The sequence below is a fragment of the Pseudomonas sp. NPDC089547 genome (assembly GCF_050280665.1).
Classification (GTDB): Bacteria; Pseudomonadota; Gammaproteobacteria; order Pseudomonadales; family Pseudomonadaceae; genus Aquipseudomonas.
The window spans coordinates 356,925-381,425 of the sequence record NZ_JBNNVS010000001.1 but is presented as its reverse complement, the minus strand read 5'-3'; the positions used below and the strand labels follow the sequence as shown (position 1 = coordinate 381,425).

Sequence of the window (24,501 nt, the reverse complement as noted above, 5' to 3'; positions counted from 1 at the left end):
AATGGGATTTTTTTGGGGGGGGCCGCTTTGCGCCAATACGCGACACAAGGCCGCTCCTACAGGGGAATGCGTACTCCTGTAGGAGCGGCCTTGTGTCGCGAAAGGGCCGCAAAGCGGCCCCCTGCGGTCTACCTGACCTGCCCCAGGTTCGCCTCACTCATATCCAGCTCACCCAGCACCTGGCGCACCACTTCATCACCCACCTCATGCTGGCGATGCAGGTTGTACAATTCCAGCCGCTGCGCCCGTAGCGCACGCAGGCGCAAGCGCCGCTCCAGCAAGTCCATCTGTTCGGCCAGGGCCTTGGCCTCGGCACTGTCGTTATAGCTGTCCAGCTCATCCCGGTATTCAGCCATTAGCCGTGCTTTCAACTCGGTCGCCAGGGTCGCCTGCGCGGCATCCTGCGGGGCATTGCTGTCAACGACCTCCTCCGCCTCCAGGGCATGGATCGCCGCCTCGGCGGTGCGCCGCCACGCCTCCTGCACTTCCTGGTGCAAGCGTTCGTCCGCGCTCTTGGTTACCCCGCGCAACAAGAACGGCAGCGCGAGACAGGCGCTGATCAACGACAGCAGGATCACCCCCGCAGCAATGAAGATCAGCAGATCCCGTTCCGGGAATGCCTTGCCCGCCCCAATCAACAAGGGGATCGACATTACACCGGCCAACGTGACTGCACCGCGCACGCCGCCCAAGGTCAGCAACCAGCAGGAACGCGCCGTAGGCATCAGCACCAGCGCCGGCTTGCCGCGCCAGCGGCGCACCACGCCGATCGAGCGCCAGATGCTCTGTACCCAGACGAACCGCAACAGGATCAAAGCAGCAAAGATCGCCACCACGTCCAGGCAGCGGTAGGCCAGGGTCGGCCATACGGTTGGCTCGTGGCTGACCACGGCCTTGATGATGTCCGGTAATTGCAGGCCCAGCAGCAGGAAGATCAGGCCGTTGAAGGCAAATTCCAGCAACGACCAGACGCTGCGGTTGAGCAGGCGTGTGCTGGTCTGCCGTGGTAACAGGTCAAGCCAGCTTTGCATCATGCCCGCCGCCACCGCCGAGAGGATGCCCGAGACGCCCAAGCGCTCGGCCAGTACATAAGCGGCAAACGGCAGCAGCAACATGAACACGACATGCGTGGCCGGGTCATCCCAGCCGCGAGCAATCATCCAGGCCCGCAAGCGGCCCACCAGCCAGCTCAGTGCCACCCCCACCGCCAAGCCGCCCAAGGCCACCAGAACAAAGGTGAAGCTCGCGTCTGCCAACGAGAACACCCCGGTAATGGCCGCGACCAGAGCAAACTTGAAGGTTACCAGGCCAGACGCATCGTTCATCAGCGCCTCGCCTTGCAGCATGTGCATCAGCGGGGTGGGCAGGCGGTCCTGGGTAATGGCCGACACTGCCACGGCATCGGTCGGGGACAGCACCGCAGCCAGGGCAAAGGCCACCGGCAGCGGTATGCTCGGCAGCAGCCAATGTATGAAGTAACCGGCTCCGACCACGGTAAACAGCACCAACCCCACCGCCAGTGCCACCACCGGCCCGCGAATGCGCCAAAGCTCGCGCTTGGGTATGCGCCAGCCGTCGGCGAACAGCAGCGGCGGCAGAAACAGGAACAGGAACAATTCGGGGTCCAGGGCCACGTGCAGGCCCAGTGTCGGCCAGGCCAGCAAGGCGCCGGCGGCAATCTGCACCAGCGGCAAGGGCAGCGGCACCATGCGGCCGACCAGCTTCGACAGGCTGACCAGCGTCAGCAGGATGAGGACGGTGTAGGCGGACTGCATCCGGGAAAGCTTCCTTTGTGAACCAGAAACGATAGCAGGGCGAAACATCGCCATTGAAACAATATGTTAGCGGCGACCGGCGGTTTGGGGCCGCTGCACGATAGTCGCAGGTGGCGAGTGAATATGTAACATGATGATACTCATGAGTTACCGAGCGGTTTAATGAGCCTGCTCAAGACTTGATCTGCCAGGGACCAGACGTACAATCAGGCTTAACGAATAACGTTAAGCATTCAGGCTCATAATCATGCTCAAGAACGGTATGCGTCCCATTCATCCCGGTGAAGTCCTGCGTGAGGACTTCCAGAAAGAAATGGGCTTCAGTGCCGCAGCACTGGCCAGGGCATTGGGCGTTGCCACACCAACGGTCAACAACATCCTGCGCGAACGGGGCGGTGTTTCCGCCGACATGGCACTGCGCCTGGCCATCTGCCTGGACACCACCCCCGAGTTCTGGCTCAACCTGCAGACTGCCTTCGATCTGCGCACAGCCGAACAGCAACACGGTGATGAGATCATCGGGTCAGTACAGCGACTGGTCGCTTGAACACACCTTGATCAATAAACATGGGCGCCACGGGCGTGGCGCCGCGAGGATCGTTCCCGCATAATCCCGCGACTGACATTCGGAAAACGGAGAGATTGGGGCAACCTGCACCCCCAATGCACACAATGACCTACACGCTCTACGGCATCAAAGCCTGCGACACCATGAAAAAGGCGCGTACCTGGCTTGAACACAAGGCCATCGCCTACGAATTCCACGACTACAAGACCCAAGGCATCGACCGTGACAGCCTGAACCGCTGGTGCGACGAGCACGGCTGGGAAGTCATCCTCAACCGTGCCGGCACTACCTTCCGCAAGCTGGACGACGCCAGCAAGGCCGACCTCGACCAGGCCAAGGCCGTCGAGCTGATGCTGGCCCAGCCGTCGATGATCAAACGCCCGGTGCTGGACCTTGGCGCGCGCACCCTGGTCGGCTTCAAGCCCGACCTGTACGCCGCTGCCCTGGCCTGAGCCCCTACCCTATTTCGCACGAGGTAATCACATGTCCAATACCCTGTTCAGCCTGGCCTTCGGTGTCGGCTCCCAGAACCGCCAGGGCAACTGGCTGGAAGTGTTCTACGCACAACCCCTGCTAAACCCAAGCGCCGAACTGATCGCCGCCGTCGCCCCTGTGCTCGGTTATGAAGGTGGCAACCAGGCTATCGCTTTCAGCAATGGCCAGGCCGCGCAACTGGCCGAAGCCCTGAAAGGCGTTGACGCTGCCCAGGCCGCCCTGCTGACCCGCCTGGCCGAGAGCCACAAGCCGCTGGTCGCCACCCTGCTGGCCGAAGACGCTGCCCTGACCTCGACTCCAGAGGCCTACCTCAAGCTGCACCTGCTGTCGCACCGCCTGGTCAAGCCGCACGGTGTGAGCCTGGCCGGCATCTTCCCGCTGCTGCCGAACGTGGCCTGGACCAACCAGGGCGCGGTCGACCTGGCAGAACTGGCCGAGCTGCAACTGGAAGCGCGCCTGAAAGGCGAACTGCTGGAAGTGTTCTCGGTGGACAAGTTCCCGAAAATGACCGACTACGTGGTGCCGGCCGGCGTGCGTATCGCCGACACCGCCCGTGTGCGCCTGGGCGCCTACATCGGCGAAGGCACCACCATCATGCACGAAGGCTTCGTCAACTTTAACGCTGGCACCGAAGGCCCAGGCATGATCGAAGGCCGCGTGTCCGCTGGCGTGTTCGTCGGCAAGGGCTCCGACCTGGGCGGCGGCTGCTCGACCATGGGCACCCTGTCCGGTGGCGGCAACATCGTCATCAAGGTAGGCGAAGGCTGCCTGATCGGCGCCAACGCCGGTATCGGCATTCCGCTGGGCGACCGCAACACCGTTGAAGCCGGCCTGTACATCACTGCCGGCACCAAGGTGAACCTGCTGGACGAGAACAACGAACTGGTCAAAGTGGTCAAGGCCCGCGACCTGGCCGGCCAAACCGACCTGCTGTTCCGTCGCAACTCGCTGAACGGCGCTGTGGAGTGCAAGACCCACAAGTCGGCCATCGAGCTGAACGAGGCGCTGCACGCCCACAACTGAGAACCTTTGCAGGTTTGAAGTGTTAAGATCGGGTCTGGCGTTCGCACGCCAGACCCGATTTTCATTCCAGGCCTCGTGAACATGTTCCAGCCCTCCCCCTGGCGTGCCGACTTCCCCGCCATCGCCGCCCTGCAACGGCAGCACCAGACCTATCTGGACAGCGCCGCCACCACCCAAAAGCCGCAAGCGTTGCTTGACGCCCTGAGCCACTACTACGGCCATGGCGCAGCCAACGTGCACCGTGCCCAGCACCTGCCCGGCGCACTGGCGACCCAGGCTTTCGAGGCCAGCCGCGACAAAGTTGCCGCCTGGCTGAATGCTGCAGACTCACGGCAGGTCGTGTTCACCCACGGCGCCACGTCGGCGCTGAACCTTCTGGCCTATGGCCTGGAACACCGCTTCGAAGCCGGTGACGAAATTGCCGTCAGCGCGCTGGAGCACCATGCCAACCTGCTGCCCTGGCAACAGCTGGCGCGCCGGCGCAACCTGCGCCTGGTGGTTCTACCGCTGGATGCCCATGGCCGTATCGACCTGAACCAGGCACTGCAACTGATCGGCCCCCGCACCCGGGTGCTGGCGGTCAGCCAGCTTTCCAACGTGCTAGGCACCTGGCAACCACTGCCAGCCCTGCTGGCCCATGCCCGCGCCCAAGGCGCGCTGACGGTGGTCGACGGTGCCCAGGGTGTGGTGCATGGTCGCCACGACGTGCAGCAACTGGATTGCGACTTCTATGTGTTCTCCAGCCACAAGCTGTATGGCCCCGACGGGGTTGGCGTGCTGTATGGCCGCGCCCAGGCGCTTGAATTGCTGCGCCATTGGCAGTTCGGTGGCGAGATGGTGCAACTGGCCGAGTACCAGAGCGCCAGCTTCCGCCCGGCACCGTTGGGGTTCGAGGCGGGTACGCCGCCAATCGCCGGGGTGATCGGCCTGGGCGCAACCCTGGATTACCTGGCCAGCCTCGATGCCCACGCAGTTGAAGCTCACGAAACCAGCCTGCACCAGCACCTGCTGCGTGGGCTGGCCGATCGCGAGGGCGTGCGGGTACTCGGTACGCCACAGGCAGCCCTGGCCAGCTTTGTCATCGAAGGCGTGCATAACGCCGATATCGCCCACTTGCTCACCGAGCAAGGCATCGCCGTGCGTGCCGGGCACCATTGCGCCATGCCGTTGCTACAGGGGTTGGGCCTGGAGGGCGCAATCCGGGTTTCGCTGGGCTTGTACAACGACAGCGATGACGTGCAGCGCTTCTTTGCAGCGCTGGATCAAGGCCTGGAGTTGCTGCGATGAGCCTGCCGGAACAGGCGCTTCAGGCGCTGGAGGCTTTTCAACAGGGCAAAGGCTGGGAACAGCGTGCGCGGCTGTTGATGCAGTGGGGCGAGCGACTGGAGCCCCTGGATGACGCCGAAAAGACCGAGCCCAACCGGGTACATGGCTGCGAAAGCCTGGTATGGCTGGTGGCTGAGCAGGTTGATGGGCTATGGCGGTTCAAGGCCAGTAGCGATGCACGCTTGTTGCGCGGGTTGCTGGCGTTGTTGCTGGTGCGGGTGCAGGGGCTGGCCAGTGAAGAACTGGCTGGGCTCGACCTGCGGGAGTGGTTCACCCAGCTGGGCCTTGAGCGCCAGCTGTCGCCGTCGCGCAGCAATGGGCTGCATGCCGTGTTGCAGCGGATGGCGGAGTTGGCGTCCACCCGCTGAACCCAAGGCATACGCAGCTCCCTTGTAGGAGCGGCCTTGTGTCGCGATGGGGCGCGCAGCGGCCCCAAAATTCCAGATTCACCGCGGATGTTGCAGGGGCCGCTGCGCGCCCCATCGCGACACAAGGCCGCTCCTACAGGGACCGAGCAAGCCCGTGAGTATTACTCGGTCTTGACCCGCTCCGACGGCCGCCGCGCCCCGGCCACCAGCTTCTCGATCGCCTTGCTCGCCGCCACCATGCCAAAGGTCGCGGTCACCATCATCACCGCGCCAAAGCCGCCCGAGCAATCCAGCCTTACACCCTCACCCACAAAGCTCTTTTGCAGGCAAACACTGCCATCCCCCTTGGGGTAGCGCAGTTGCTCGCTGGAAAACACGCACGGCACGCCATAGTTGCGGCTCACATTGCGCGAGAAGTTGTAGTCACGGCGCAAGGTGGAGCGCACCCGCGAGGCCAACGGGTCGTTGAAGGTCTTGTTCAGGTCGGCAATCTGGATCTGTGTCGGGTCGATCTGCCCGCCGGCACCACCGGTGGTGACGATGGCGATCTTGCGTCGCCGGCACCAGGCGATCAGCGCTGCCTTGGCCATGACGCTGTCGATGCAGTCGATCACACAGTCGAGGTTCTCGGTAATGTACTCGGCCATGGTCTCACGGGTGACGAAGTCGGCCACCGCATGCACCGTGCACGCCGGGTTGATCGCACGCAGCCGCTCGGCCATGACCTCGACCTTGGGCCGCCCCACCTGCCCTTCAAGGGCATGGGCCTGGCGGTTGGTGTTGCTGACGCAGACATCGTCCAGGTCAAACAGGGTGATCTCGCCCACGGCGCTGCGGGCCAGCGCTTCGGCCACCCACGAGCCTACCCCGCCAATGCCGACCACGCCCACGTGGGCCTGGCCCAGGCGCTGCAACCCCTGGTCGCCATACAGCCGGGCTACGCCGGCAAAGCGTGGATCTTCTGTGCTCATGTTCATACCCCAAAAAACCGGCGCGCATTATATGCCAGCGGGCCCATGGCCTGCATCGTTAGGAAAGACACTACCAACCCTGCTTTAATGTCCTATCACCTCCACAGATATGGATGACAATGTCTTCACGTAAATTCGGCCTGAACCTGGTCGTGGTCCTGGCCATCGCCGCCTTGTTTACCGGGTTCTGGGCACTGATCAACCGCCCGGTTTCCGCCCCCGCCTGGCCAGAGCAGATCTCTGGCTTCTCGTATTCGCCGTTCCGCCTGGGTGAAAGCCCACAGAAGGGCCAGTACCCCACAGACGATGAGATGCGCCAGGACCTGGAGCAGTTGAGCAAACTGACCGACAGCATCCGTATCTATACCGTGGAGGGCACCCAGGCCGACATCCCGCGCCTGGCCGAGGAGTTCGGCCTGCGGGTGACGCTGGGCATCTGGATCAGCCCGGACCTGGAGCGCAACGAGCGCGAAATCGCCACCGCCATCCAGCTGGCCAACACCTCGCGCAGCGTGGTGCGGGTGGTGGTCGGCAACGAGGCGCTGTTCCGTGAAGAAGTCACCCCGGAAAACCTGATCAAATACCTGGACCGGGTACGCGCAGCTGTAAAGGTACCCGTGACCACCAGTGAACAATGGCACATCTGGAAGGAAAACCCGGAGATTGCCAAGCACGTCGACCTGATTGCCGCGCACATCCTGCCGTATTGGGAGTTCGTGCCGATGAAGGACTCGGTCGAGTTCGTGCTCGACCGTGCGCGTGAGCTAAGGCACCAGTTCCCGCGCAAACCCCTGCTGCTGTCGGAAGTCGGCTGGCCAAGCAACGGCCGCATGCGCGGCGGCGCCGATGCTACACAGGCCGACCAGGCCATCTACCTGCGTACCCTGGTCAACACCCTCAACCGCCGTGGCTACAACTACTTCGTCATCGAAGCCTATGACCAGCCATGGAAGGCCAGCGACGAAGGCTCGGTTGGCGCCTACTGGGGCGTGTACAACGCCGAGCGCCAGCAGAAGTTCAACTTCGACGGCCCGGTAGTGGCGATCCCGCAGTGGCGTGCCCTGGCCGTAGCCTCGGTCGTGCTGGCCATGATTGCCCTGATGGTACTGTTCATCGATGGCTCGGCCCTGCGCCAGCGCGGGCGTACCTTCCTCACGTTCATCACTTTCCTGTGCGGGTCGGTGCTGGTATGGATTGCCTACGACTACAGCCAGCAATACAGCACCTGGTTCAGCCTGACCGTGGGCGTGCTGCTGGCCCTTGGTGCGCTGGGCGTGTTCATCGTGCTGCTGACCGAGGCCCACGAACTGGCCGAGGCAGTATGGATACACAAGCGCCGCCGTGAGTTCCTGCCGGTGCAGGCTGACAGCGCCTACCGGCCCAAGGTGTCGGTGCATGTGCCGTGCTACAACGAGCCGCCCGAGATGGTGAAGCAGACCCTCGATGCCCTGGCCGCACTGGACTACCCCGACTACGAAGTGCTGGTGATCGACAACAACACCAAGGACCCGGCCGTGTGGGAGCCACTCAAGGCGCACTGCGAGAAGCTCGGCGAGCGCTTCAAGTTCTTCCACGTGGCGCCCCTGGCAGGCTTCAAGGGCGGCGCACTGAACTACCTGCTGCCCCACACCGCCAAGGACGCCGAAGTGATCGCAGTGATCGACTCGGACTATTGCGTGGACCGCAACTGGCTCAAGCACATGGTGCCGCACTTCGCCGACCCGAAAATTGCCGTGGTTCAGTCCCCGCAGGACTACCGCGACCAGCACGAAAGCACGTTCAAGAAACTGTGCTACAGCGAGTACAAGGGCTTTTTCCATATCGGCATGGTCACCCGCAACGACCGTGACGCGATCATCCAGCATGGCACCATGACCATGACCCGGCGCAGCGTGCTGGAAGAACTGGGCTGGGCCGAATGGTGCATCTGCGAAGATGCCGAACTGGGCCTGCGGGTGTTCGAGAAGGGCCTGTCGGCCGCCTACGCCCATAACAGCTATGGCAAGGGCCTGATGCCCGACACCTTCATCGACTTCAAGAAGCAGCGCTTCCGCTGGGCCTACGGTGCCATCCAGATCATCAAGCACCACGCCAGCGCCCTGCTGCGCGGCAAGGGCAGCGAACTGACCCGGGGCCAGCGCTACCACTTCCTGGCCGGCTGGCTGCCGTGGGTTGCCGACGGCATGAACATCTTCTTCACCATCGGCGCACTGCTGTGGTCGGCGGCGATGATCATCGTGCCGCACCGTGTCGACCCACCGCTGATGATCTTCGCCATCCCGCCGCTGGCGCTGTTCTTCTTCAAGGTGGGCAAGATCATCTTCCTGTACCGCCGTGCAGTAGGCGTGAACCTGAAGGACGCCTTCGCCGCAGCGCTGGCCGGCCTGGCGCTGTCGCACACCATCGCCAAGGCGGTGCTGTACGGCTTCTTCACCAGCAGCATGCCGTTCTTCCGTACGCCGAAGAATGCCGATAGCCATGGGCTGTTGGTGGCGCTTTCCGAAGCGCGCGAAGAACTGTTCATCATGTTGCTGCTGTGGGGCGCGGCGCTGGGCATTTACCTGGTGCAGGGGCTGCCGAGTTCGGACATGCGCTTCTGGGTGGCGATGCTGCTGGTGCAGTCGTTGCCGTACGTGGCGGCGCTGGTGATGGCGTTGCTGTCTTCGCTGCCGAAGCCAGTGGAGAAGGCTGCCGAGCCGCAACAGGCTTGAAATCCTGGGGGCGCTTTGCGCCCCTATCGCGACACAAGGCCGCTCCTACAGAGGACCGCGTCAGCCAGATAACCCGCGATCGCCTGTAGGAGCGGCCTTGCGTCGCGAAAGGGCCGCAACGCGGCCCCATTGCCCTATCAGTTTGATATAAGATAACGCCCCTCAGATTTCCCCGCCTTGCCCTGCCCCGGAGTCCCCCATGACGGCCCCTGCCGAGCTCTCGCCTACCCTTCAACTGGCCTGCGACCTGATCCGTCGCCCCTCGGTCACCCCCGTCGATGCCGACTGCCAGGCGCAGATGATGAACCGCCTGGGCGCCGTGGGCTTCCAGTTGGAGCCGATGCGCATTGAAGACGTCGACAACTTCTGGGCCACCCATGGCAACCAGGACGGCCCAGTGCTGTGCTTTGCCGGCCACACCGATGTGGTGCCCACCGGCCCGGTGCAGCAATGGCAGCATGAACCGTTCGAAGCACTCATCGATGCCGACGGCATGCTGTGCGGCCGTGGCGCCGCCGACATGAAAGGCAGCCTGGCGTCCATGGTGATCGCCAGCGAGCGCTTCGTACAGGACTACCCGAACCATCGCGGCAAGGTTGCCTTCCTGATCACCAGCGACGAGGAAGGCCCGGCACACCATGGCACCAAGGCCGTGGTCGAACGCCTGAAAGCGCGCAACGAACGCCTGGACTGGTGCATTGTCGGCGAACCGTCCAGCACCACCCTGCTGGGTGACGTGGTCAAGAACGGCCGCCGCGGCTCACTGGGTGCCAAGCTGACCGTGCGCGGCAAGCAGGGCCATGTGGCCTACCCGCACCTGGCGCGCAACCCGATCCACCTGGCGGCCCCTGCCCTGGCCGAGCTGGCCGCCGAGCACTGGGACGAAGGCAATGCGTTCTTCCCGCCGACCAGCTTCCAGGTCTCCAACCTCAATTCCGGCACCGGCGCCACCAACGTGGTCCCGGGCGAGCTGACCGCGCTGTTCAACTTCCGTTTTTCCACCGAGTCCACCGTCGAAGGCCTGCAGGCGCGGGTGTCGGCGATTCTCGACAAGCATGAACTGGACTGGTCGATCGACTGGGCGCTGTCTGGCCTGCCGTTCCTCACCGAGCCCGGCGAGCTGCTCGACGCCGTGGCGCACAGCATCAAGGGCGTCACCGGTCGCGACACCCAGCCCTCCACCAGCGGCGGCACCTCCGATGGCCGCTTCATCGCCACCATGGGTACCCAGGTGGTCGAACTGGGCCCGGTCAACGCCACCATCCACCAGGTAGACGAGCGGATTCTGGCCAGCGACCTCGACCTGCTGACCGAAATCTACTACCAGACCCTGGTCCGGTTGCTCGCCTGATGCTCGCCTGCCCCCTTTGCCAGGCGCCGCTGAGCCGGCTTGACAACGGCGTGGTGTGCCCGGCCGGCCACCGCTTCGACCGCGCCCGCCAGGGTTACCTGAACCTGCTGCCGGTGCAGCACAAGAACAGCCGTGACCCAGGTGACAACCAGGCCATGGTCGAGGCGCGCCGCGACTTCCTCGACGGTGGCCACTATGCTCCTGTAGCCCGCCGCCTGGCCGAACTGGCCGCCGAGCGCCAGCCTGGCGCCTGGCTGGACATCGGTTGCGGCGAGGGTTACTACACCGCGCAGATCGCCCAGGCCTTGCCGGCCGCCGATGGTTACGCGCTGGACATCTCCCGCGAGGCGGTCAAGCGTGCCTGCCGCCGCGCGCCGGAGGTCACCTGGATGGTCGCCAGCATGGCTCGCGTGCCGCTGGCCGATGCCAGTTGCCAGTTCATTGCCAGCGTCTTCAGCCCGCTGGACTGGGCCGAGGCCAAGCGCCTGCTCAGCCCAGGCGGCGGCCTGATGCGGGTAGGCCCTACCAGCGGCCACCTGATGGAACTGCGCGAAGTGCTCTACGATGAAGTGCGTCCTTACGCCGACGACAAGCACCTGGCCCTGATTCCCGAAGGCATGGCCCACGCCCACAGCGAAACCCTCGAGTTCCGCCTGAGCCTGGCCGAACCCAAAGCCCGCGCCGACCTGCTGGCCATGACCCCGCACGGCTGGCGTGCCAGCGCGGAAAAACGCGCATTGGTGATCGACCAGCCCGAGCCGTTCGAGGTTACGGTTTCCATGCGTTATGACTATTTCGTGCGCCAAGACTGAGCACACCCGGAGCCCTTATGCGCCAACCTGATATCGAGATTTACCTGAAGGACGCCGACGTCGACCACAAGCAGATCGCCGAGTGGCTCGCCCAGGCAATCGGCCCGTGCAGCCAATGGCAGCAGAAAGGCCATACCTTCAAATGCCAGGCCGGTAACATTCCGGTCACCTGGTTACCCAAGGCTGTAGGGAAATGGAACAGCCTGTACCTGGAAAGCGACCAGACGCCGTGGGCCGACGATGTCGCCTGCGCCCGCGCCGCGTTCGCCGCACTGGGTGTGGAAGTGCGCTGCGCGCCGGGTGGCTGGGTTGAGGAAGACGGGGAGGAAGATGCCGACCGCTGGGTCCGCATCAGTGCCGACGGTGAAGAGGAAATCACCTGGCGTACCAGCTGAAACAGGATGCTTCAGGCTGCAAGTTACACGGTCAACTTGCAGCTTGAGGCCTACCGCAAGAGGCTCAGAGGCCCACTACGTCTTCGGCTTGCAGGCCTTTCTGGCCCTGCACGCAGGCGTATTCCACGCGCTGCCCTTCAACCAGGGTACGATGCCCCTCACCGCGGATCGCCCGATAGTGGACGAAGACATCCGCACCACCTTCGCGCTGAATGAAGCCATAACCCTTGGCATCGTTGAACCACTTTACATTCCCAGTCTCACGAGACGACATCTGAACTACTCCGGATTTTTATTGTGAAGATCGCCTTGCAGGCATGAGGTTACCTGCCCCGTGCCAACGCCGCTTACGGAATATCCTGCAAGTGGCAGGCCGAGTATATGACACAGAACAAAAAAAATTGATGACGGCCCCGCCATTGGCCGATTTTTGCTGAACTTACGCCGATACGGCAGACTAAATAGCTGGATACTCACCTGAACATCACACCCAGGGCACACACCCCATGACCCGTTCCCCCCTGCACCGCCTGATCTTCGGCGGCCTGCGTCGCCTGTTGTACCTGTGGGTGCGCTCCGAGACCATCAACCAGTCTTCCATGTCCCTCAACCTCGACCGCAGCCGGCCGGTGTTCTATGCACTGCCCTCGCCCGCGCTCACCGACCTGGCCGTGCTTGACCACGAATGCACCAAGGCGGGGCTGCCGCGCCCGGTATTGCCGGTATCCGTCGGCCCGCTGCAGGAGCCGGCCGCGTTCTTCTACCTCACACCCGACCCGGACTGGCTTGGCCGCCAGGACAAACGCGGCGCCCCGCCCACGCTTGAACGCCTGGTCGCTGCCGTCAGCCAGCATGCCGAGGAAGATGCGCAGATCATTCCGGTCAGCGTGTTCTGGGGCCAGACCCCCGCCAGCGAGTCCAGCCCGTGGAAGCTGCTGTTCGCCGACAGCTGGGCGGTGACCGGGCGCCTGCGCCGGTTGCTGACCGTATTGATTCTGGGGCGCAAGACCCGGGTGCAGTTCTCTGCGCCGATCCACCTGCGCGAACTGGTGCAGCACAACAAGGGCCACGAGCGCACCGTGCGCATGGCCCAACGCCTGATGCGCGTGCATTTTCGCAACCTCAAGACGGCCGTTATCGGCCCCGATATCTCGCACCGGCGCAACCTGGTCAAAGGCCTGATCCACGCCCCGCAGGTGCGCCAGGCTATCGTCGACGAGGCACAGCGCGAGAACCTGCCGCTGGCCAAGGCCGAAGCGCAGGCACTGCGCTACGGCAACGAGATTGCTTCGGACTACACCTACACCGCCATCCGCTTCCTCGAAGTGGTGCTCAGCTGGTTCTGGAACAAGATCTACGACGGCATCAAGGTCAACCACATCGAGCAGGTGCAGGGCATCGCCCCCGGCCATGAAGTGATCTACGTGCCCTGCCACCGCAGCCACATCGACTACCTGCTGCTGTCGTACCTGCTGTTCCGCAACGGCCTCACACCGCCGCACGTGGCAGCGGGCATCAACCTGAACATGCCGGTGGTCGGCAACCTGCTGCGTCGTGGCGGTGCCTTCTTCATGCGCCGCACGTTCAAGGGCAACCCGCTGTACACCGCCGTGTTCAACGAGTACCTGCACACCCTGTACACCAAGGGCTTCCCGGTCGAGTACTTCGTCGAAGGTGGCCGCTCGCGTACCGGGCGCATGCTGCAACCGCGTACCGGCATGCTGGCCATCACCTTGCGCAGCTTCCTGCGCTCGTCACGTACCCCCATCGTGTTCGTGCCGGTGTATATCGGCTACGAGCGCGTGCTCGAAGGCCGCACCTACCTGGGTGAGCTGCGCGGAGCCAGCAAGAAGAAGGAGTCGGTGTTCGACATCTTCAAGGTGTTTGGCGCGCTCAAGCAGCGCTTTGGGCAGGTCTACGTCAACTTCGGCGAACCCATCCGCCTGGCCGGTTTCCTTGACGAGCAACAGCCCGGCTGGCGTGAGCAGGACCACGGTCCGCAGTACCGCCCGGCCTGGCTCAACGCCACCACCACCCGCCTTGGCGAAACCGTGGCCCGTCACCTCAACGAGGCAGCGGCTATCAACCCGGTCAACCTGGTGGCATTGGCACTGCTGTCCACCAGCCGCCTGGCCCTGGACGAACGCGCGCTGACCCGTGTGCTCGACCTGTACCTGGCCTTGCTGCGGCAGGTGCCCTACTCGCCGCACACCACCTTGCCTGATGGCGACGGCCAGGCGCTGATCGAACATGTGCGCAGCATGAACCTGGTGGCCGAACAGAAGGACGCCCTGGGCCGCATCCTGTACCTGGATGAAGGCAATGCGGTACTGATGACCTATTACCGCAACAATGTGCTGCACATCTTCGCCCTGCCGGCGCTGCTGGCCAGCTTCTTCCTCAGCAGCTCACGCATGAGCCGCGAACTGCTTGGCCAGTATGTGCATGCGCTGTACCCGTACCTGCAGGCCGAACTGTTCCTGCGCTGGGCGCCAGAGCAGCTGGACGAGGTGATCGACCAGTGGCTGGCTGCGCTGGTCGAACAGGGCCTGCTGCGCCAGGACGGTGATGTGTACATACGCCCGGCACCCAGCTCGCGGCAATTCGTGCTGCTCACCCTGCTCGCCCGCTCCATCACCCAGACCTTGCAGCGTTTCTACATGGCCACCTCGCTGCTGCTCAACAGCGGCCAGAACAGCCTCAGCGCCGAAGCGCTTGAAGACCTGTGCGTGATGATGGCCCAGCGCCTGTCGATACTGCATGGCCTGAATGCGCCGGAGTTCTTCGACAAGACCCTCTTCCGCCACTTCATCCAGACCCTGCTCCAGCAAGGCGTGCTGCATGCCGATGCGCAAGGCAGGCTGGGCTATCACGACAAGCTTGGCGAACTTGCCGAGGGTGTGGCCAAGCGTGTGCTGTCGGCCGAGCTGCGCCTGTCGATCCGCCAGGTAGCCTTGCACCGTGACGATGGCCTGGAAACTTCGACCATCTAACGCTTCATCTGCCGGGGAAATCCGCTAAAGTCCCTGGGGTTGGCCACAAGCCAGCCCCAAGGACTTCGGAGATTCCATGAAAAAGCTCTTTATGCTGTGTTGCGCATCCCTGCTCGCAGCCTGTTCCAGCCACACCCCCTCCACCCAGGCCAGCCTGGACGGTGAAGTCTTCTACCTGCAGCGTATTGCGCTGCCACCTGCCGCTACCCTGAGCGTGGAATTGCAGGATGTTTCGCTGATGGACGCCCCTGCCGTGACCCTGGCCCGCCAGGCCGGCCCGGTCAAAGGCAACGTGCCACTCCCTTTCCACCTCACCTACGACCCGGCCCAGGTCAAACCCGGCCACCGCTATTCGGTTAGCGCGCGCATCGAGCTGGATGGCAAACTGCTGTTCATCAATACCGAGCACCATGGTGTGATGCTCGACGGCAGCGACCCGAAATCGGTACGCATCAAGGTCGACCCGGTTCGCTGATACCCGAATTTATCTGTTTACAAGGAAAGCTACATGTTCCGCACTTCCCTGCGTTTCACCACCCTGTGCGCCGGCCTGCTGCTTTCGGCCAGCGCCCTGGCCCTGTCGCTGGGCGACCTGACCCAGAAGGACGCCACCGGCGGCCTGAAAGATGCTCTCACCCAAGGCGCGCAGCTGGCGGTCAAGCAGCTGAGCACCCCAGGCGGTTTCAGCAACAACCCGGACGTGCGCATCGAACTGCCGGGCAACCTGGGCAAAGCGGCCAAAGCCATGAAGATGTTCGGCAAGGGTGACCAGGTCGAAGCCCTGGAAACCAGCATGAACAAGGCTGCCGAGGCTGCCGTGCCACAAGCCCAGGCGATTCTGGTGGATGCCGTGAAGAACATGAGCGTGACCGACGCCAAGGGCATCCTCAGCGGCGGTGACGACTCGGCCACCCAGTACCTGAACAAAAGCAGCCGCGAGCAGATCCGCGCCAAGTTCCTGCCGATCGTCAAGCAGGCGACCGACAAGGTGGGCGTGGCCCAGCAGTACAACGCCTTTGCCGCACAGGCCAAAGGCCTGGGGCTGGTCAAGGATGACGCCAATATCGAGAACTACGTGACCGAGAAGGCGCTGGATGGCCTGTTCGAGATGATTGGCAAGCAAGAGCAGAGCATTCGCGAGAACCCGGCCCAGGCCGCGACCAGCCTGGCCAAGAAGGTGTTCGGCGCCCTGTGATGGCCCTGGGGGCTGCTGCGCAGCCCATCGCGACGCAAGGCCGCTCCCACATTGATCGGCGTATGCAGGACCTGTGTGGGAGCGGCTTTGTGTCGCCAATGGAGGGCGAAGCCCTCCCCTGCGGTCTTCAGTTCTTCCTCACCCTGAACCACGCCGCATACAACGCCGGCAGGAACAACAGGGTCAACGCCGTGGCCACGATCAACCCGCCCATGATCGCCACCGCCATCGGCCCGTAGAACACGCTGCGTGACAGCGGAATCATCGCCAGCACCGCCGCCAGTGCGGTCAGCACGATCGGCCGGAAACGCCGCACCGTGGCCTCGATGATCGCCTGCCAACGCTCCATCCCCGCCGCAATGTCCTGCTCGATCTGGTCCACCAGGATCACCGAGTTGCGCATGATCATCCCCGCCAGGGCAATGGTGCCCAGCATGGCGACAAAGCCGAACGGCTGGCGGAACACCAGCAGGAACAGGGTCACGCCAATCAGCCCAAGGGGCGCTGTGAGGAACACCATCACCGTGCGCGAGAAGCTGCGCAGCTGGATCATCAGCAGGCTCAGCACCACCACCACGAACAGCGGCATGCCGGCGTTCACCGACTTCTGTCCGCGCTCGGAGTCCTCCACCGTGCCGCCCACTTCCAGCAGGTAGCCATCCGGCAGCTTGGCGCGTATCTCCTGCAGGGTCGGTTCGATCTGTTTCACCAGCGTGGCCGGTTGCTCCTTGTCGTAGATATCGGCGCGCACGGTGACCGTCGGCAGGCGATTGCGGTGCCAGATGATGCCTTCTTCGAAGCCGTACTCCAGGGTCGCGACCTGCGACAGCGCCACGCTCTGGCCATTGTCGGTAGGCAGTGACAGGCTGCCGAGGTTACCCAGCTCACCGCGCTCCTGCTGGGTGCCGCGCAGCAGGATCTCGATCAGCTCGTTGTCCTCGCGGTACTGGCTGACAGTGGTGCCGGTCAGCGAGCTTTGCAGGAAGCTGGACAAGTGCGCGGTGCTTACGCCCAAGGCGCGGGCACGGTCCTGGTCGATCTCCAGGAACACCGCCTTGCTCGGCTCTTCCCAGTCCAGGTGCACATTGACCACATGCGGGTTCTCACGCACCTTGTCGGCCACTTCACGGGCCAGCGCACGGGCCTTCTCGATGTGCTCGCCAGTGACCCGGAACTGCACCGGGTAGCCCACGGGCGGGCCGTTTTCCAGGCGCGTGACTCGGGCGCGCAGGTCGGGGAATTGCTGGTCCATGGTGCTGATCAGCCAGCTGCGCAGGCGCTCGCGGTCTTCCATCGACTTGGCCAGCACCACGAACTGGGCAAAGCTGGCGGCCGGCAGTTGCTGGTCCAGCGGCAGGTAGAAGCGCGGCGAACCAGTGCCCACGTAGGCCACGTAGTTGTCGATACCCTCCTGCTGCTTGAGCAGTGCCTCCAGTTGCTTGACCCGTTCGGCGGTGTTGGCCAGCGAGGCGCCTTCGGCCAGCTTCAGGTCAACCATCAGCTCGGGGCGCCCGGAAGCCGGGAAAAACTGCTGGGGCACGAAGCGGAACAGCAGAATGCTGCCGACAAAGGCGGCTACGGTCAGCAGGATCACCGTCTTGCGCCGCCGCACGCACCACTCCACCACCCGCCGCACACGCTGGTAGAACGGCGTGGCGTAAGGGTCTGGCGCGTGGCCGTCCGTGCCATGGCGTGCGGCATGCAGCTTGGCCAGGTCGGGCAGCAGGCGCTCGCCAAGGTAGGGCACGAACACCACGGCCGCCACCCACGAGGTCAGCAACGCGATGGTCACCACCTGGAAGATCGAGCGGGTGTATTCGCCGGTGCTGGAGGCAGCAGTGGCAATGGGCAGGAAGCCCGCCGCGGTAATCAGGGTGCCGGTGAGCATCGGGAATGCAGTGCTGCTCCAGGCATAGCTGGCCGCCTTGAGGCGGTCATAGCCCTGCTCCATCTTGATCGCCATCATCTCTACGGCAATGATCGCGTCGTCCACCAGCAAGCCCAGCGCCAGCACCAGCGCACCGAGGGAGATCTTGTGCAGGCCGATGCCGAAGTAATGCATCGCGGCAAAGGTCATGGCCAGCACCAACGGGATGGCCAGCGCCACCACCAGGCCGGTACGCAGCCCCAGCGAGAAGAAGCTCACCAGCAGCACGATGACCAGTGCCTCGACCAGCACCTGGACAAACTCGCCCACACCGGCCTTCACCGCCGCCGGCTGGTCCGAGACTTTGCGCAGCTCCATGCCGGCAGGCAAGTTGCGCGCCACGCGTTCGAACTCGCCTTCCAGGGCCTTGCCCAGCACCAGGATGTCGCCGCCGTCCTTCATCGACACGGCCAGGCCAATGGCGTCCTCCCCCATGAAGCGCATGCGCGGGGCGGGCGGGTCGTTGAAACCACGGTGCACGTCCGCCACATCGCCTATGCGGAAGGTGCGGTCACCCACACGGATGGGGAACTGGCGAATCTGCTCGACGCTGTCGAAGCGCCCGCTCACCCGCAGTTGCAGGCGCTCGCTGGGCGTCTCGAAGAAGCCGGCGGTGCTGACCGCGTTCTGCTCCTGCAGGGCCTGTTGCACAGCCTGCAGTGGCACGCCAAGGGTAGCCAGCTTGAGGTTGGACAGCTCGATCCAGATTTTCTCGTCTTGCAGGCCGACCAGTTCGACCTTGCCCACATCCTTGACCCGCTGCAGCTGGATCTGGATGCGGTCGGCGTAATCCTTGAGCACCGCATAGTCGAAGCCCTCGCCAGTCAGCGCATAGATGTTGCCGAAGGTGGTACCGAATTCGTCGTTGAAGAACGGGCCCTGGATCTCCGGAGGCAGGGTATGGCGAATGTCCGCGACCTTCTTGCGGATCTGGTACCACAGCTCGGGGATGTCCTTGGAATGCAGCGAGTCGCGGGCCATGAAGGTGACCTGCGATTCGCCCGGGCGGGAGAACGAGACAATCTTCTCGTACTCGCCGGTTTCCATCAGCTTCTTCTCGATGCGTTCGGTGACCTGGCGCGACACCTCTTCGGCGCTAGCGCCCGGCCACAGGGTACGAATGACCATGGCCTTGAAGGTGAACGGCGGGTCCTCGCTCTGGCCAAGCTTGGTGTAGGACATGGCGCCAATGGCCGCCAGCAGGATCATCAGGAACAGGACGATCTGGCGGTTGCGCAGCGCCCAGGCAGAAAGGTTGAAACCCATCGGGACTTACTCCTTGGCCGTCAGGTTCACTACACGGTTGCTGCGGTCCACAGGGCGAACCTCCTGGCCCTCGCGCAGCACATGGCCACCGGCGGCGACCACCCAGTCGCCCGGGGCAAGGCCTTCGAGCACTGGCACACTGTCGCTGCCATATGCCCCCAGGCGCACCACGGCCCGCTCCAGGCGGCTGTCCTTGTTGACCCGCCACACATAGGCCTGGCCGTTTTCCGCAGTTACCGCCGACAGCGGCACCGCCAACGGGATCAGCCCCTCATGGGCGATGAACACCCGGGCGCTCTGGCCCAGTTCCGCGGGCGTGGCGGCCGAGTTGAAGGCGATGCGCGCAGCGAAGGTGCGCGAGCGTGGGTCGGCGGCTGGCGACAACTCGCGGATGCGCCCCTGGAAGCGCTCTTGCGGGTGCGACCAAAGCTCGACGCTGACCTGCTGGCCGACGGCAAAGCGGGCGAACTGCTGCTCCGGCAGGCCGATGACCACTTCGCGTTCGCCATCGGCGGCCAGGGTGAACACGGTTTGCCCGGCGGCAACTACCTGGCCCACTTCGACCTGACGCTTGGCCACCACCCCGGCCTGCGGCGCGCGAAGCACGGCATATTCGGCCTGGTTACCAGCCACATCGAACTCGGCCTTGGCCTGTTTCAGGCGGGCAAGGCCGGCGCGGTAGAGGTTTTCGGCATTGTCGAACTGGGAATGGCTGACCATCTGCCGGTCCAGCAGCTTCTGGTAGCGATCACGCTCGGCGCGCACCAGCGCCAGGTTGGCCTCGGCAGCCGCCATCTGGGCGCGGTTGGCTTCCAGCTGCAGGCGCACGTCTTGTGGGTCCAGTTCGGCCAGCGGCTGGTCGGCCTTGACACGCTGCCCCTCCTCGACGAGGCGTTTGCTAACCTTGCCGCCAATGCGGAAGGCAAGCTCCGGCTCGAAGCGCGCACGCACTTCGCCAGGGTAACTGTCGGCAGCGGCTTCGGCTGGCTGCGGCTGCACCACCAACGCCGGACGCGGCGCGGCAGGCGGGGTGGCTTCCTGGCCGCATGCCGCCAACAACAACGCGGCAACGGCGGGCAGAGCGATGGACAAGGCATGGCGCAACATGATGAATCCTTTCGCAGGGGTGCACATCGAATATTTATACTGGCAAGTATATTAAATCAGGCGACCGGTGCCGGGAAGGGGGCGCGCGCCACTGCGTCAGGAATAACTGGCCCGAAACAGATGAGCGAGCTTGCTCGCGATGCGCCGCGCGGGCGGCGCTCGATCTCACAGGCGCTGCAAACCTCCCGACAAACCCCTGTCAGCCCAAACGCCATCAGAAACTGTTGCCCGGCCCACAGCCAATCAACAAGTTGCCCCATCCGGCCACAGCCCGAAACGCCCGAAACACAACGCAAACCCCGCAATACGGGCCTTTCGCCGCCCGGCACGACCTGTGCAATCACCGGTTCATACCTTTCTCCTTCATGTATCTGGAGTACTCCGATGACTGCCCTCGAACAGCACTTGCCCGCCCCTGCCACCGGCACCGACTACGCCACGCTCGTTGCACGCTTCCGGCCTATTTTCATCCGCATTGCCGAAAGCAGCGTCGAACGGGAACGCAACCGCACCCTACCCCATGAACCGGTACAGTGGCTGAAAGAGGCTGGCTTCGGCGCCGTTCGAGTACCCGTCGAACATGGCGGTGGCGGCGCGTCCTTGCCGCAGTTGTTCCAGTTGCTGATCGAACTGGCCGAAGCCGACTCCAATGTGCCGCAAGCCCTGCGCGGCCATTTCGCCTTCGTCGAAGACCGCCTCAATGCCCACGCCAGCACGCCACAGGACGTGTGGTTCCAGCGCTTCGTGGCAGGTGACCTGGTGGGCTGCGCCTGGACCGAAATCGGCGCGGTGAAGATCGGCGATGTCATCACCCGCGTTTCGCGCCAGGGTGAAAAGTGGGTAGTCAACGGCACCAAGTACTACAGCACCGGCAGCCTGTTCTCCGACTGGATCGACCTGTTCGCCCGCCGCGACGACACCGGTGCCGATGTGATCGCCGCCATTCGTACCCGGCAGCCTGGCATTCGCCAGAGCGATGACTGGGACGGGTTCGGCCAGCGCACCACCAGCAGCGGTACCTCGGTGTTCGAAAATGCCGTGGTCGAGGAAGAGAACATCATCGACTTCGCCACCCGCTTCAAATACCAGACCGCCTTCTACCAACTGGTGCTGCTGGCGGTGATCACCGGCTCCGGGCGTGCCGCCGTGCGGGATTTCAGCCACGAGACCCGCAAGCGCACCCGGGTGTTCAGCCACGGCAACGGCGCGGCAGTCAGTGAGGACCCACAGGTGCTACAAGTGATCGGCAAGGCCTCTGGCCAGGTGTATGCCGCAGAAGCTGCGACGTTGCGTGCTGCGGAGGCCAGCCAGCAGGCGTACCTGGCACGGTTTGCCAATGACCCGGCCGCTGAACAGCAGGCCAATGTGCTTGCCGAACTGGAGTCGGCCCAGGCCCAGGTGGCGGCCATCGACCTGGTGCTGCGCGCCACCAGCGACCTGTTCAATGCCTTGGGCGCCTCCACCACCAGCACCAGCCGCCAGCTCGACCGCCACTGGCGCAACGCCCGTACAGCGGCTTCGCACAACCCGGTGATCTACAAGGAGCGCATTGTCGGTGACTGGCATGTGAATGGCACTGAACCGCCGTATGTATGGCAGATTGGTGGGGGTGCCAAGCAGTCCTGAGTCCAGCGTTGCGCTGGCGGTCATGAAACAGTGATCGCAAGCGCAGCGCCTACATTGTGGGAGCGGGTTCATCGAGGTGTCGAACCGCCGCGAACACCGGCAAAGCCGGTGCCATGCACCGCGTCGTATTCTTCGCGGGTGAACCCGTTCCCACAGGGATTTGCGTCGCTGTTGATAACAGCGCTATGCCTGTGGCGCCCGGTTAGTCGGTGGCGGTGTCGACTCGATGCCATCGAGTATCGCCTCAATCACACCCTCCGCCATTTCAATCGCATGCAGGTTTGACCAGAACATGCCCCGGCCTTCTTCGCGCATATAGTCCAACGCTTTGTAGCCGGTTTCGTAGGCGCTGCGCAGGTACAGAGCTACGTGGACCAGAGCGTCTTCGGCGGAAATGTTCGGGTTGACGGTGAAAAGGGGATCATGGCCGGCATCGCAGCGGCCAAAGGGACGGGTGGAAGTGCATGGAAGGGGTGGATCCGGGACTATTTTCTTGATCATGGAAAATGCTCCTCAGGGCCGCCAACCATCACTACCACGTGAATGGGTGGCGACTGTACGCGAGGTGGTAGACCCGGGCATTTTCCAATCCAGGCAGGCTCGAAAGCCTCCCACGCACAGCCGCCATAGACTGTCATGGAAAAAATGCATCCGGGCTACCACACCCGATCGCCAAGTTGTTCGGCGACGGATAGAGCCTAGAGACACGGGTTCCCGCTGAACAGGTGATGGCAGAGGACGCGGGTCGTAGGATATTTCCGAAGTGCCCAACTGGACAGCCACTTTGGCAACAAATCAGAAATATCTGCGCAGGACTTGGCTCTAACCTGTGTGCGGGCAAGGCGGTGCGCCGAACCGCCGCGAAGCGCCGCAAAGCGGCCCCGGCAATATCTGCGGCTAGCCCAGGCCGTCGGCCAACGCCGCGCCATTGAGGTAGTGATCCCCCAACAACCGCCGCTGGGTCGCCAGCACAGGCTCACCACCGTTCACCTCAGGCCGCGCCAAGCTGCGACCGGCCAGCTCGAAATACGCCTGCCCGGCCAACCTGGCCCCCTCGGCAGCCGCCAACCGAAACGCAATCGCCGACGCCTGCGAATCATCCGCACGCTCCAGCAGTGCATCGGCCGCATCAATGGCGATGCGCACCTCGCCCACGGCGGCAATCACCAAAGTTTCCTGGCGCGTGCTGTGGCCACGCAAGTATTCAAGCAGTGCCGCTTCGACCTGGCGGGCATGTGCCAGGTCGCTCCGGCCATGGGAATGGGTATTGGACATGTGCGCCTCCTCAGTTCCAGGCGTGACGTTGTGGCTTGATGCCGTTGAGCAACTGATTGCCGACCAGGTGGTACTTCCAGCGCACCGGGTCGTGCAGGGTGTGGGTGCGGGCATTGCGCCAGAAGCGGTCCAGCCCCTGGCTGGCCGATACACTGCGCGTGCCACCCAGCTCCAGCAGGCGGCTGGAAGCCTCCAGCGAAATGGCCGTGGACAGCACCTTGGCCTGGCCAACCACCACCGAGGCCTGCGCCACATGGTCCTCGTCAGGCTGGGCTACAGCCAGGTCCACGGCCTGCGCAGCACGGCGCAAGATGGCTTCGGCCGCTTGCAGGCGCCAGGCCAGTTCGCCAATCAGCGCCTGGCTGAGCGGGTCTTGCCAGCCATGCTGCAAGCCGCTGTCGGCCCAAGGCCGCGCCTGGCGGGCCGCCTGCAAGGTGGCGGCAAAAGCGCCGCGGGCAATACCGGTATCCACTGCGGCCTGGATGATCTGCGAGATCGGGCCATCGGCAGTGGGCTGGTCGTAAGCCTTCCAGGCCGGGATCACATCAGCGGCCGGGACCTGCACGCCGTCAAGGCGCACCTGGCCACTTGCGGTGATGCGCTGGCCGAAGCCATCCCAACTGTCGACCACGGTCAGCCCTGCCGCGTCGCGTGGGACGAAGGCGATATGCGGGCGCCCTTCCTCATCAACGCCAGCAACAGGAACGATGTGGGCAAACAGGGCACCGGTGCAGTACGCCTTCTCGCCATCTATCACCGCACGGTCGCCATCGAAGCGGATTTGCGTCTGGAAGGTGGTCACGTACTGACCGCGCGATTCGGAAAAGGCATTGCCGAAGCGGTAGCCCTGCAGCACCTTGGCGAAGTAGTCGCGCTTCTGCGTTTCGCTGCCGGTCAGGCGCAGGTTGCTGAGCACACCAAAGTGGTTTTGCGGCAACTGGCCGAGGGACGAATCGGCCGCCGAGATGGTTGCAATCACTTCACTGAGGGTGGCGTAGGACACCCCCGCACCGCCAAATTCCCTGGGCACGGTGATCGCCCACAAGCCACTGTCGGAAAAGCGATCAAGCTCGTCCCAAGGCAAGCGCCGCTCACGGTCGCGCAAGGCCGCCTCCTGGGCAAAGTCCTCGGCCAGACGCTGGGCGACTTCGATGGCTTCGGCATCGCTGCGGATGACATGGGCGGCGCGCCGTGGCGCCGAACGGGCCTGCGGGGGCAGGCTGGATACGGGTGAAAGGGTCGTCATGTGCAGCTCCATGCATAACAGGTTCCACAGCTGTTCAGCAGAACCTGTGCCAACCTGATAAAACCCCTAGA

The 24,501-nt window shown here is 63.9% G+C and carries 21 protein-coding genes; 13 read left to right on the top strand and 8 right to left on the bottom strand.

Annotated elements, in window-relative coordinates; translation table 11 throughout:
* Positions 1-128: 128 nt before the first annotated feature.
* Positions 129-1,775 carry a Na+/H+ antiporter gene (locus ACQKPZ_RS01705; protein WP_427535163.1) on the bottom strand — a complete coding sequence of 549 codons (1,647 nt, stop codon included), beginning with the start codon at positions 1,773-1,775 and terminating at the stop codon, positions 129-131.
* A gap of 247 nt (positions 1,776-2,022) precedes the next feature.
* Here ACQKPZ_RS01705 and graA point away from each other — a divergent pair, with 247 nt between their 5' ends.
* From graA to ACQKPZ_RS01680, 5 genes are all read left to right on the top strand, one after another.
* Positions 2,023-2,322 (top strand): type II toxin-antitoxin system antitoxin GraA, encoded by a 300-nt coding sequence (gene graA, locus ACQKPZ_RS01700; protein ID WP_427535161.1) that lies wholly within the window; start codon positions 2,023-2,025, stop codon positions 2,320-2,322.
* Positions 2,323-2,447: 125 nt separating this feature from the next.
* Positions 2,448-2,795, top strand: coding sequence for an ArsC family reductase (locus tag ACQKPZ_RS01695; RefSeq protein WP_427535160.1), 348 nt, complete (start codon positions 2,448-2,450; stop codon positions 2,793-2,795).
* Positions 2,796-2,826: 31 nt separating this feature from the next.
* Positions 2,827-3,861, top strand: coding sequence for a 2,3,4,5-tetrahydropyridine-2,6-dicarboxylate N-succinyltransferase (gene dapD / locus ACQKPZ_RS01690; protein ID WP_391130156.1), 1,035 nt, complete (start codon positions 2,827-2,829; stop codon positions 3,859-3,861).
* Positions 3,862-3,942: 81 nt separating this feature from the next.
* Positions 3,943-5,148, top strand: coding sequence for a cysteine desulfurase (locus ACQKPZ_RS01685; RefSeq protein ID WP_427535158.1), 1,206 nt, complete (start codon positions 3,943-3,945; stop codon positions 5,146-5,148).
* Positions 5,145-5,555, top strand: coding sequence for a SufE family protein (locus ACQKPZ_RS01680; RefSeq protein WP_427535157.1), 411 nt, complete (start codon positions 5,145-5,147; stop codon positions 5,553-5,555). Before ACQKPZ_RS01685 ends, ACQKPZ_RS01680 begins: the two co-directional genes overlap by 4 nt.
* A gap of 161 nt (positions 5,556-5,716) precedes the next feature.
* Here the strand turns inward: ACQKPZ_RS01680 and tcdA are convergent, their stop codons facing one another.
* A complete protein-coding gene (gene tcdA / locus ACQKPZ_RS01675) occupies positions 5,717-6,526 on the bottom strand; it encodes a tRNA cyclic N6-threonylcarbamoyladenosine(37) synthase TcdA (RefSeq protein ID WP_427535155.1) in 810 nt (269 codons plus the stop codon).
* Positions 6,527-6,645: 119 nt separating this feature from the next.
* On the opposite strand from tcdA, the gene ACQKPZ_RS01670 reads away from it, so the two are divergent.
* The 4 genes from ACQKPZ_RS01670 to ACQKPZ_RS01655 all read left to right on the top strand — a co-directional run bounded on the left by ACQKPZ_RS01670 (position 6,646) and on the right by ACQKPZ_RS01655 (position 11,795).
* Positions 6,646-9,237, top strand: coding sequence for a glycosyltransferase (locus ACQKPZ_RS01670; RefSeq protein ID WP_391130168.1), 2,592 nt, complete (start codon positions 6,646-6,648; stop codon positions 9,235-9,237).
* A 199-nt stretch (positions 9,238-9,436) separates the two neighbouring features.
* Complete coding sequence (gene dapE / locus ACQKPZ_RS01665; RefSeq protein WP_427535153.1) at positions 9,437-10,588, top strand: succinyl-diaminopimelate desuccinylase; 1,152 nt, start codon at positions 9,437-9,439, stop codon at positions 10,586-10,588.
* A complete protein-coding gene (locus ACQKPZ_RS01660) occupies positions 10,588-11,400 on the top strand; it encodes a putative RNA methyltransferase (protein WP_391130174.1) in 813 nt (270 codons plus the stop codon). Before dapE ends, ACQKPZ_RS01660 begins: the two co-directional genes overlap by 1 nt.
* 17 nt (positions 11,401-11,417) lie before the next feature.
* Positions 11,418-11,795, top strand: a complete 378-nt coding sequence (locus ACQKPZ_RS01655; protein ID WP_391130177.1) for a hypothetical protein — start codon at positions 11,418-11,420, stop codon at positions 11,793-11,795.
* A 64-nt stretch (positions 11,796-11,859) separates the two neighbouring features.
* Here ACQKPZ_RS01655 and ACQKPZ_RS01650 read toward each other — a convergent pair whose 3' ends face one another.
* Positions 11,860-12,069 (bottom strand): cold-shock protein, encoded by a 210-nt coding sequence (locus ACQKPZ_RS01650; RefSeq protein ID WP_003252255.1) that lies wholly within the window; start codon positions 12,067-12,069, stop codon positions 11,860-11,862.
* Between the two features lie 232 nt (positions 12,070-12,301).
* Between ACQKPZ_RS01650 and plsB the strand changes: the two genes are divergently transcribed.
* The 3 genes from plsB to ACQKPZ_RS01635 all read left to right on the top strand — a co-directional run bounded on the left by plsB (position 12,302) and on the right by ACQKPZ_RS01635 (position 15,983).
* On the top strand, positions 12,302-14,788 hold the full coding sequence (gene plsB / locus ACQKPZ_RS01645) for a glycerol-3-phosphate 1-O-acyltransferase PlsB (RefSeq protein WP_427535152.1): 2,487 nt from the start codon (positions 12,302-12,304) through the stop codon (positions 14,786-14,788).
* 76 nt (positions 14,789-14,864) lie between these two features.
* On the top strand, positions 14,865-15,263 hold the full coding sequence (locus tag ACQKPZ_RS01640) for a YbaY family lipoprotein (RefSeq protein WP_391130187.1): 399 nt from the start codon (positions 14,865-14,867) through the stop codon (positions 15,261-15,263).
* 33 nt (positions 15,264-15,296) lie between these two features.
* Positions 15,297-15,983: a DUF4197 domain-containing protein gene (locus tag ACQKPZ_RS01635; RefSeq protein ID WP_391130190.1), complete on the top strand. Its 687-nt coding sequence runs from the start codon at positions 15,297-15,299 to the stop codon at positions 15,981-15,983.
* Between the two features lie 127 nt (positions 15,984-16,110).
* Here the strand turns inward: ACQKPZ_RS01635 and ACQKPZ_RS01630 are convergent, their stop codons facing one another.
* Together ACQKPZ_RS01630 and ACQKPZ_RS01625 are read right to left on the bottom strand one after the other, a co-directional pair.
* Positions 16,111-19,176 carry an efflux RND transporter permease subunit gene (locus ACQKPZ_RS01630; protein WP_427535151.1) on the bottom strand — a complete coding sequence of 1,022 codons (3,066 nt, stop codon included), beginning with the start codon at positions 19,174-19,176 and terminating at the stop codon, positions 16,111-16,113.
* A 6-nt stretch (positions 19,177-19,182) separates the two neighbouring features.
* Complete coding sequence (locus ACQKPZ_RS01625) at positions 19,183-20,283, bottom strand: efflux RND transporter periplasmic adaptor subunit (protein WP_427535150.1); 1,101 nt, start codon at positions 20,281-20,283, stop codon at positions 19,183-19,185.
* A gap of 384 nt (positions 20,284-20,667) precedes the next feature.
* On the opposite strand from ACQKPZ_RS01625, the gene ACQKPZ_RS01620 reads away from it, so the two are divergent.
* On the top strand, positions 20,668-21,909 hold the full coding sequence (locus tag ACQKPZ_RS01620) for an acyl-CoA dehydrogenase family protein (protein ID WP_427535148.1): 1,242 nt from the start codon (positions 20,668-20,670) through the stop codon (positions 21,907-21,909).
* 183 nt (positions 21,910-22,092) lie between these two features.
* Here the strand turns inward: ACQKPZ_RS01620 and ACQKPZ_RS01615 are convergent, their stop codons facing one another.
* From ACQKPZ_RS01615 to ACQKPZ_RS01605, 3 genes are all read right to left on the bottom strand, one after another.
* Positions 22,093-22,410 carry a hypothetical protein gene (locus ACQKPZ_RS01615; RefSeq protein ID WP_427535146.1) on the bottom strand — a complete coding sequence of 106 codons (318 nt, stop codon included), beginning with the start codon at positions 22,408-22,410 and terminating at the stop codon, positions 22,093-22,095.
* A gap of 396 nt (positions 22,411-22,806) precedes the next feature.
* Positions 22,807-23,184, bottom strand: a complete 378-nt coding sequence (locus ACQKPZ_RS01610) for a hypothetical protein (RefSeq protein ID WP_427535145.1) — start codon at positions 23,182-23,184, stop codon at positions 22,807-22,809.
* A gap of 10 nt (positions 23,185-23,194) precedes the next feature.
* Positions 23,195-24,430, bottom strand: a complete 1,236-nt coding sequence (locus ACQKPZ_RS01605) for an SfnB family sulfur acquisition oxidoreductase (protein WP_391130208.1) — start codon at positions 24,428-24,430, stop codon at positions 23,195-23,197.
* Positions 24,431-24,501: the final 71 nt, after the last annotated feature.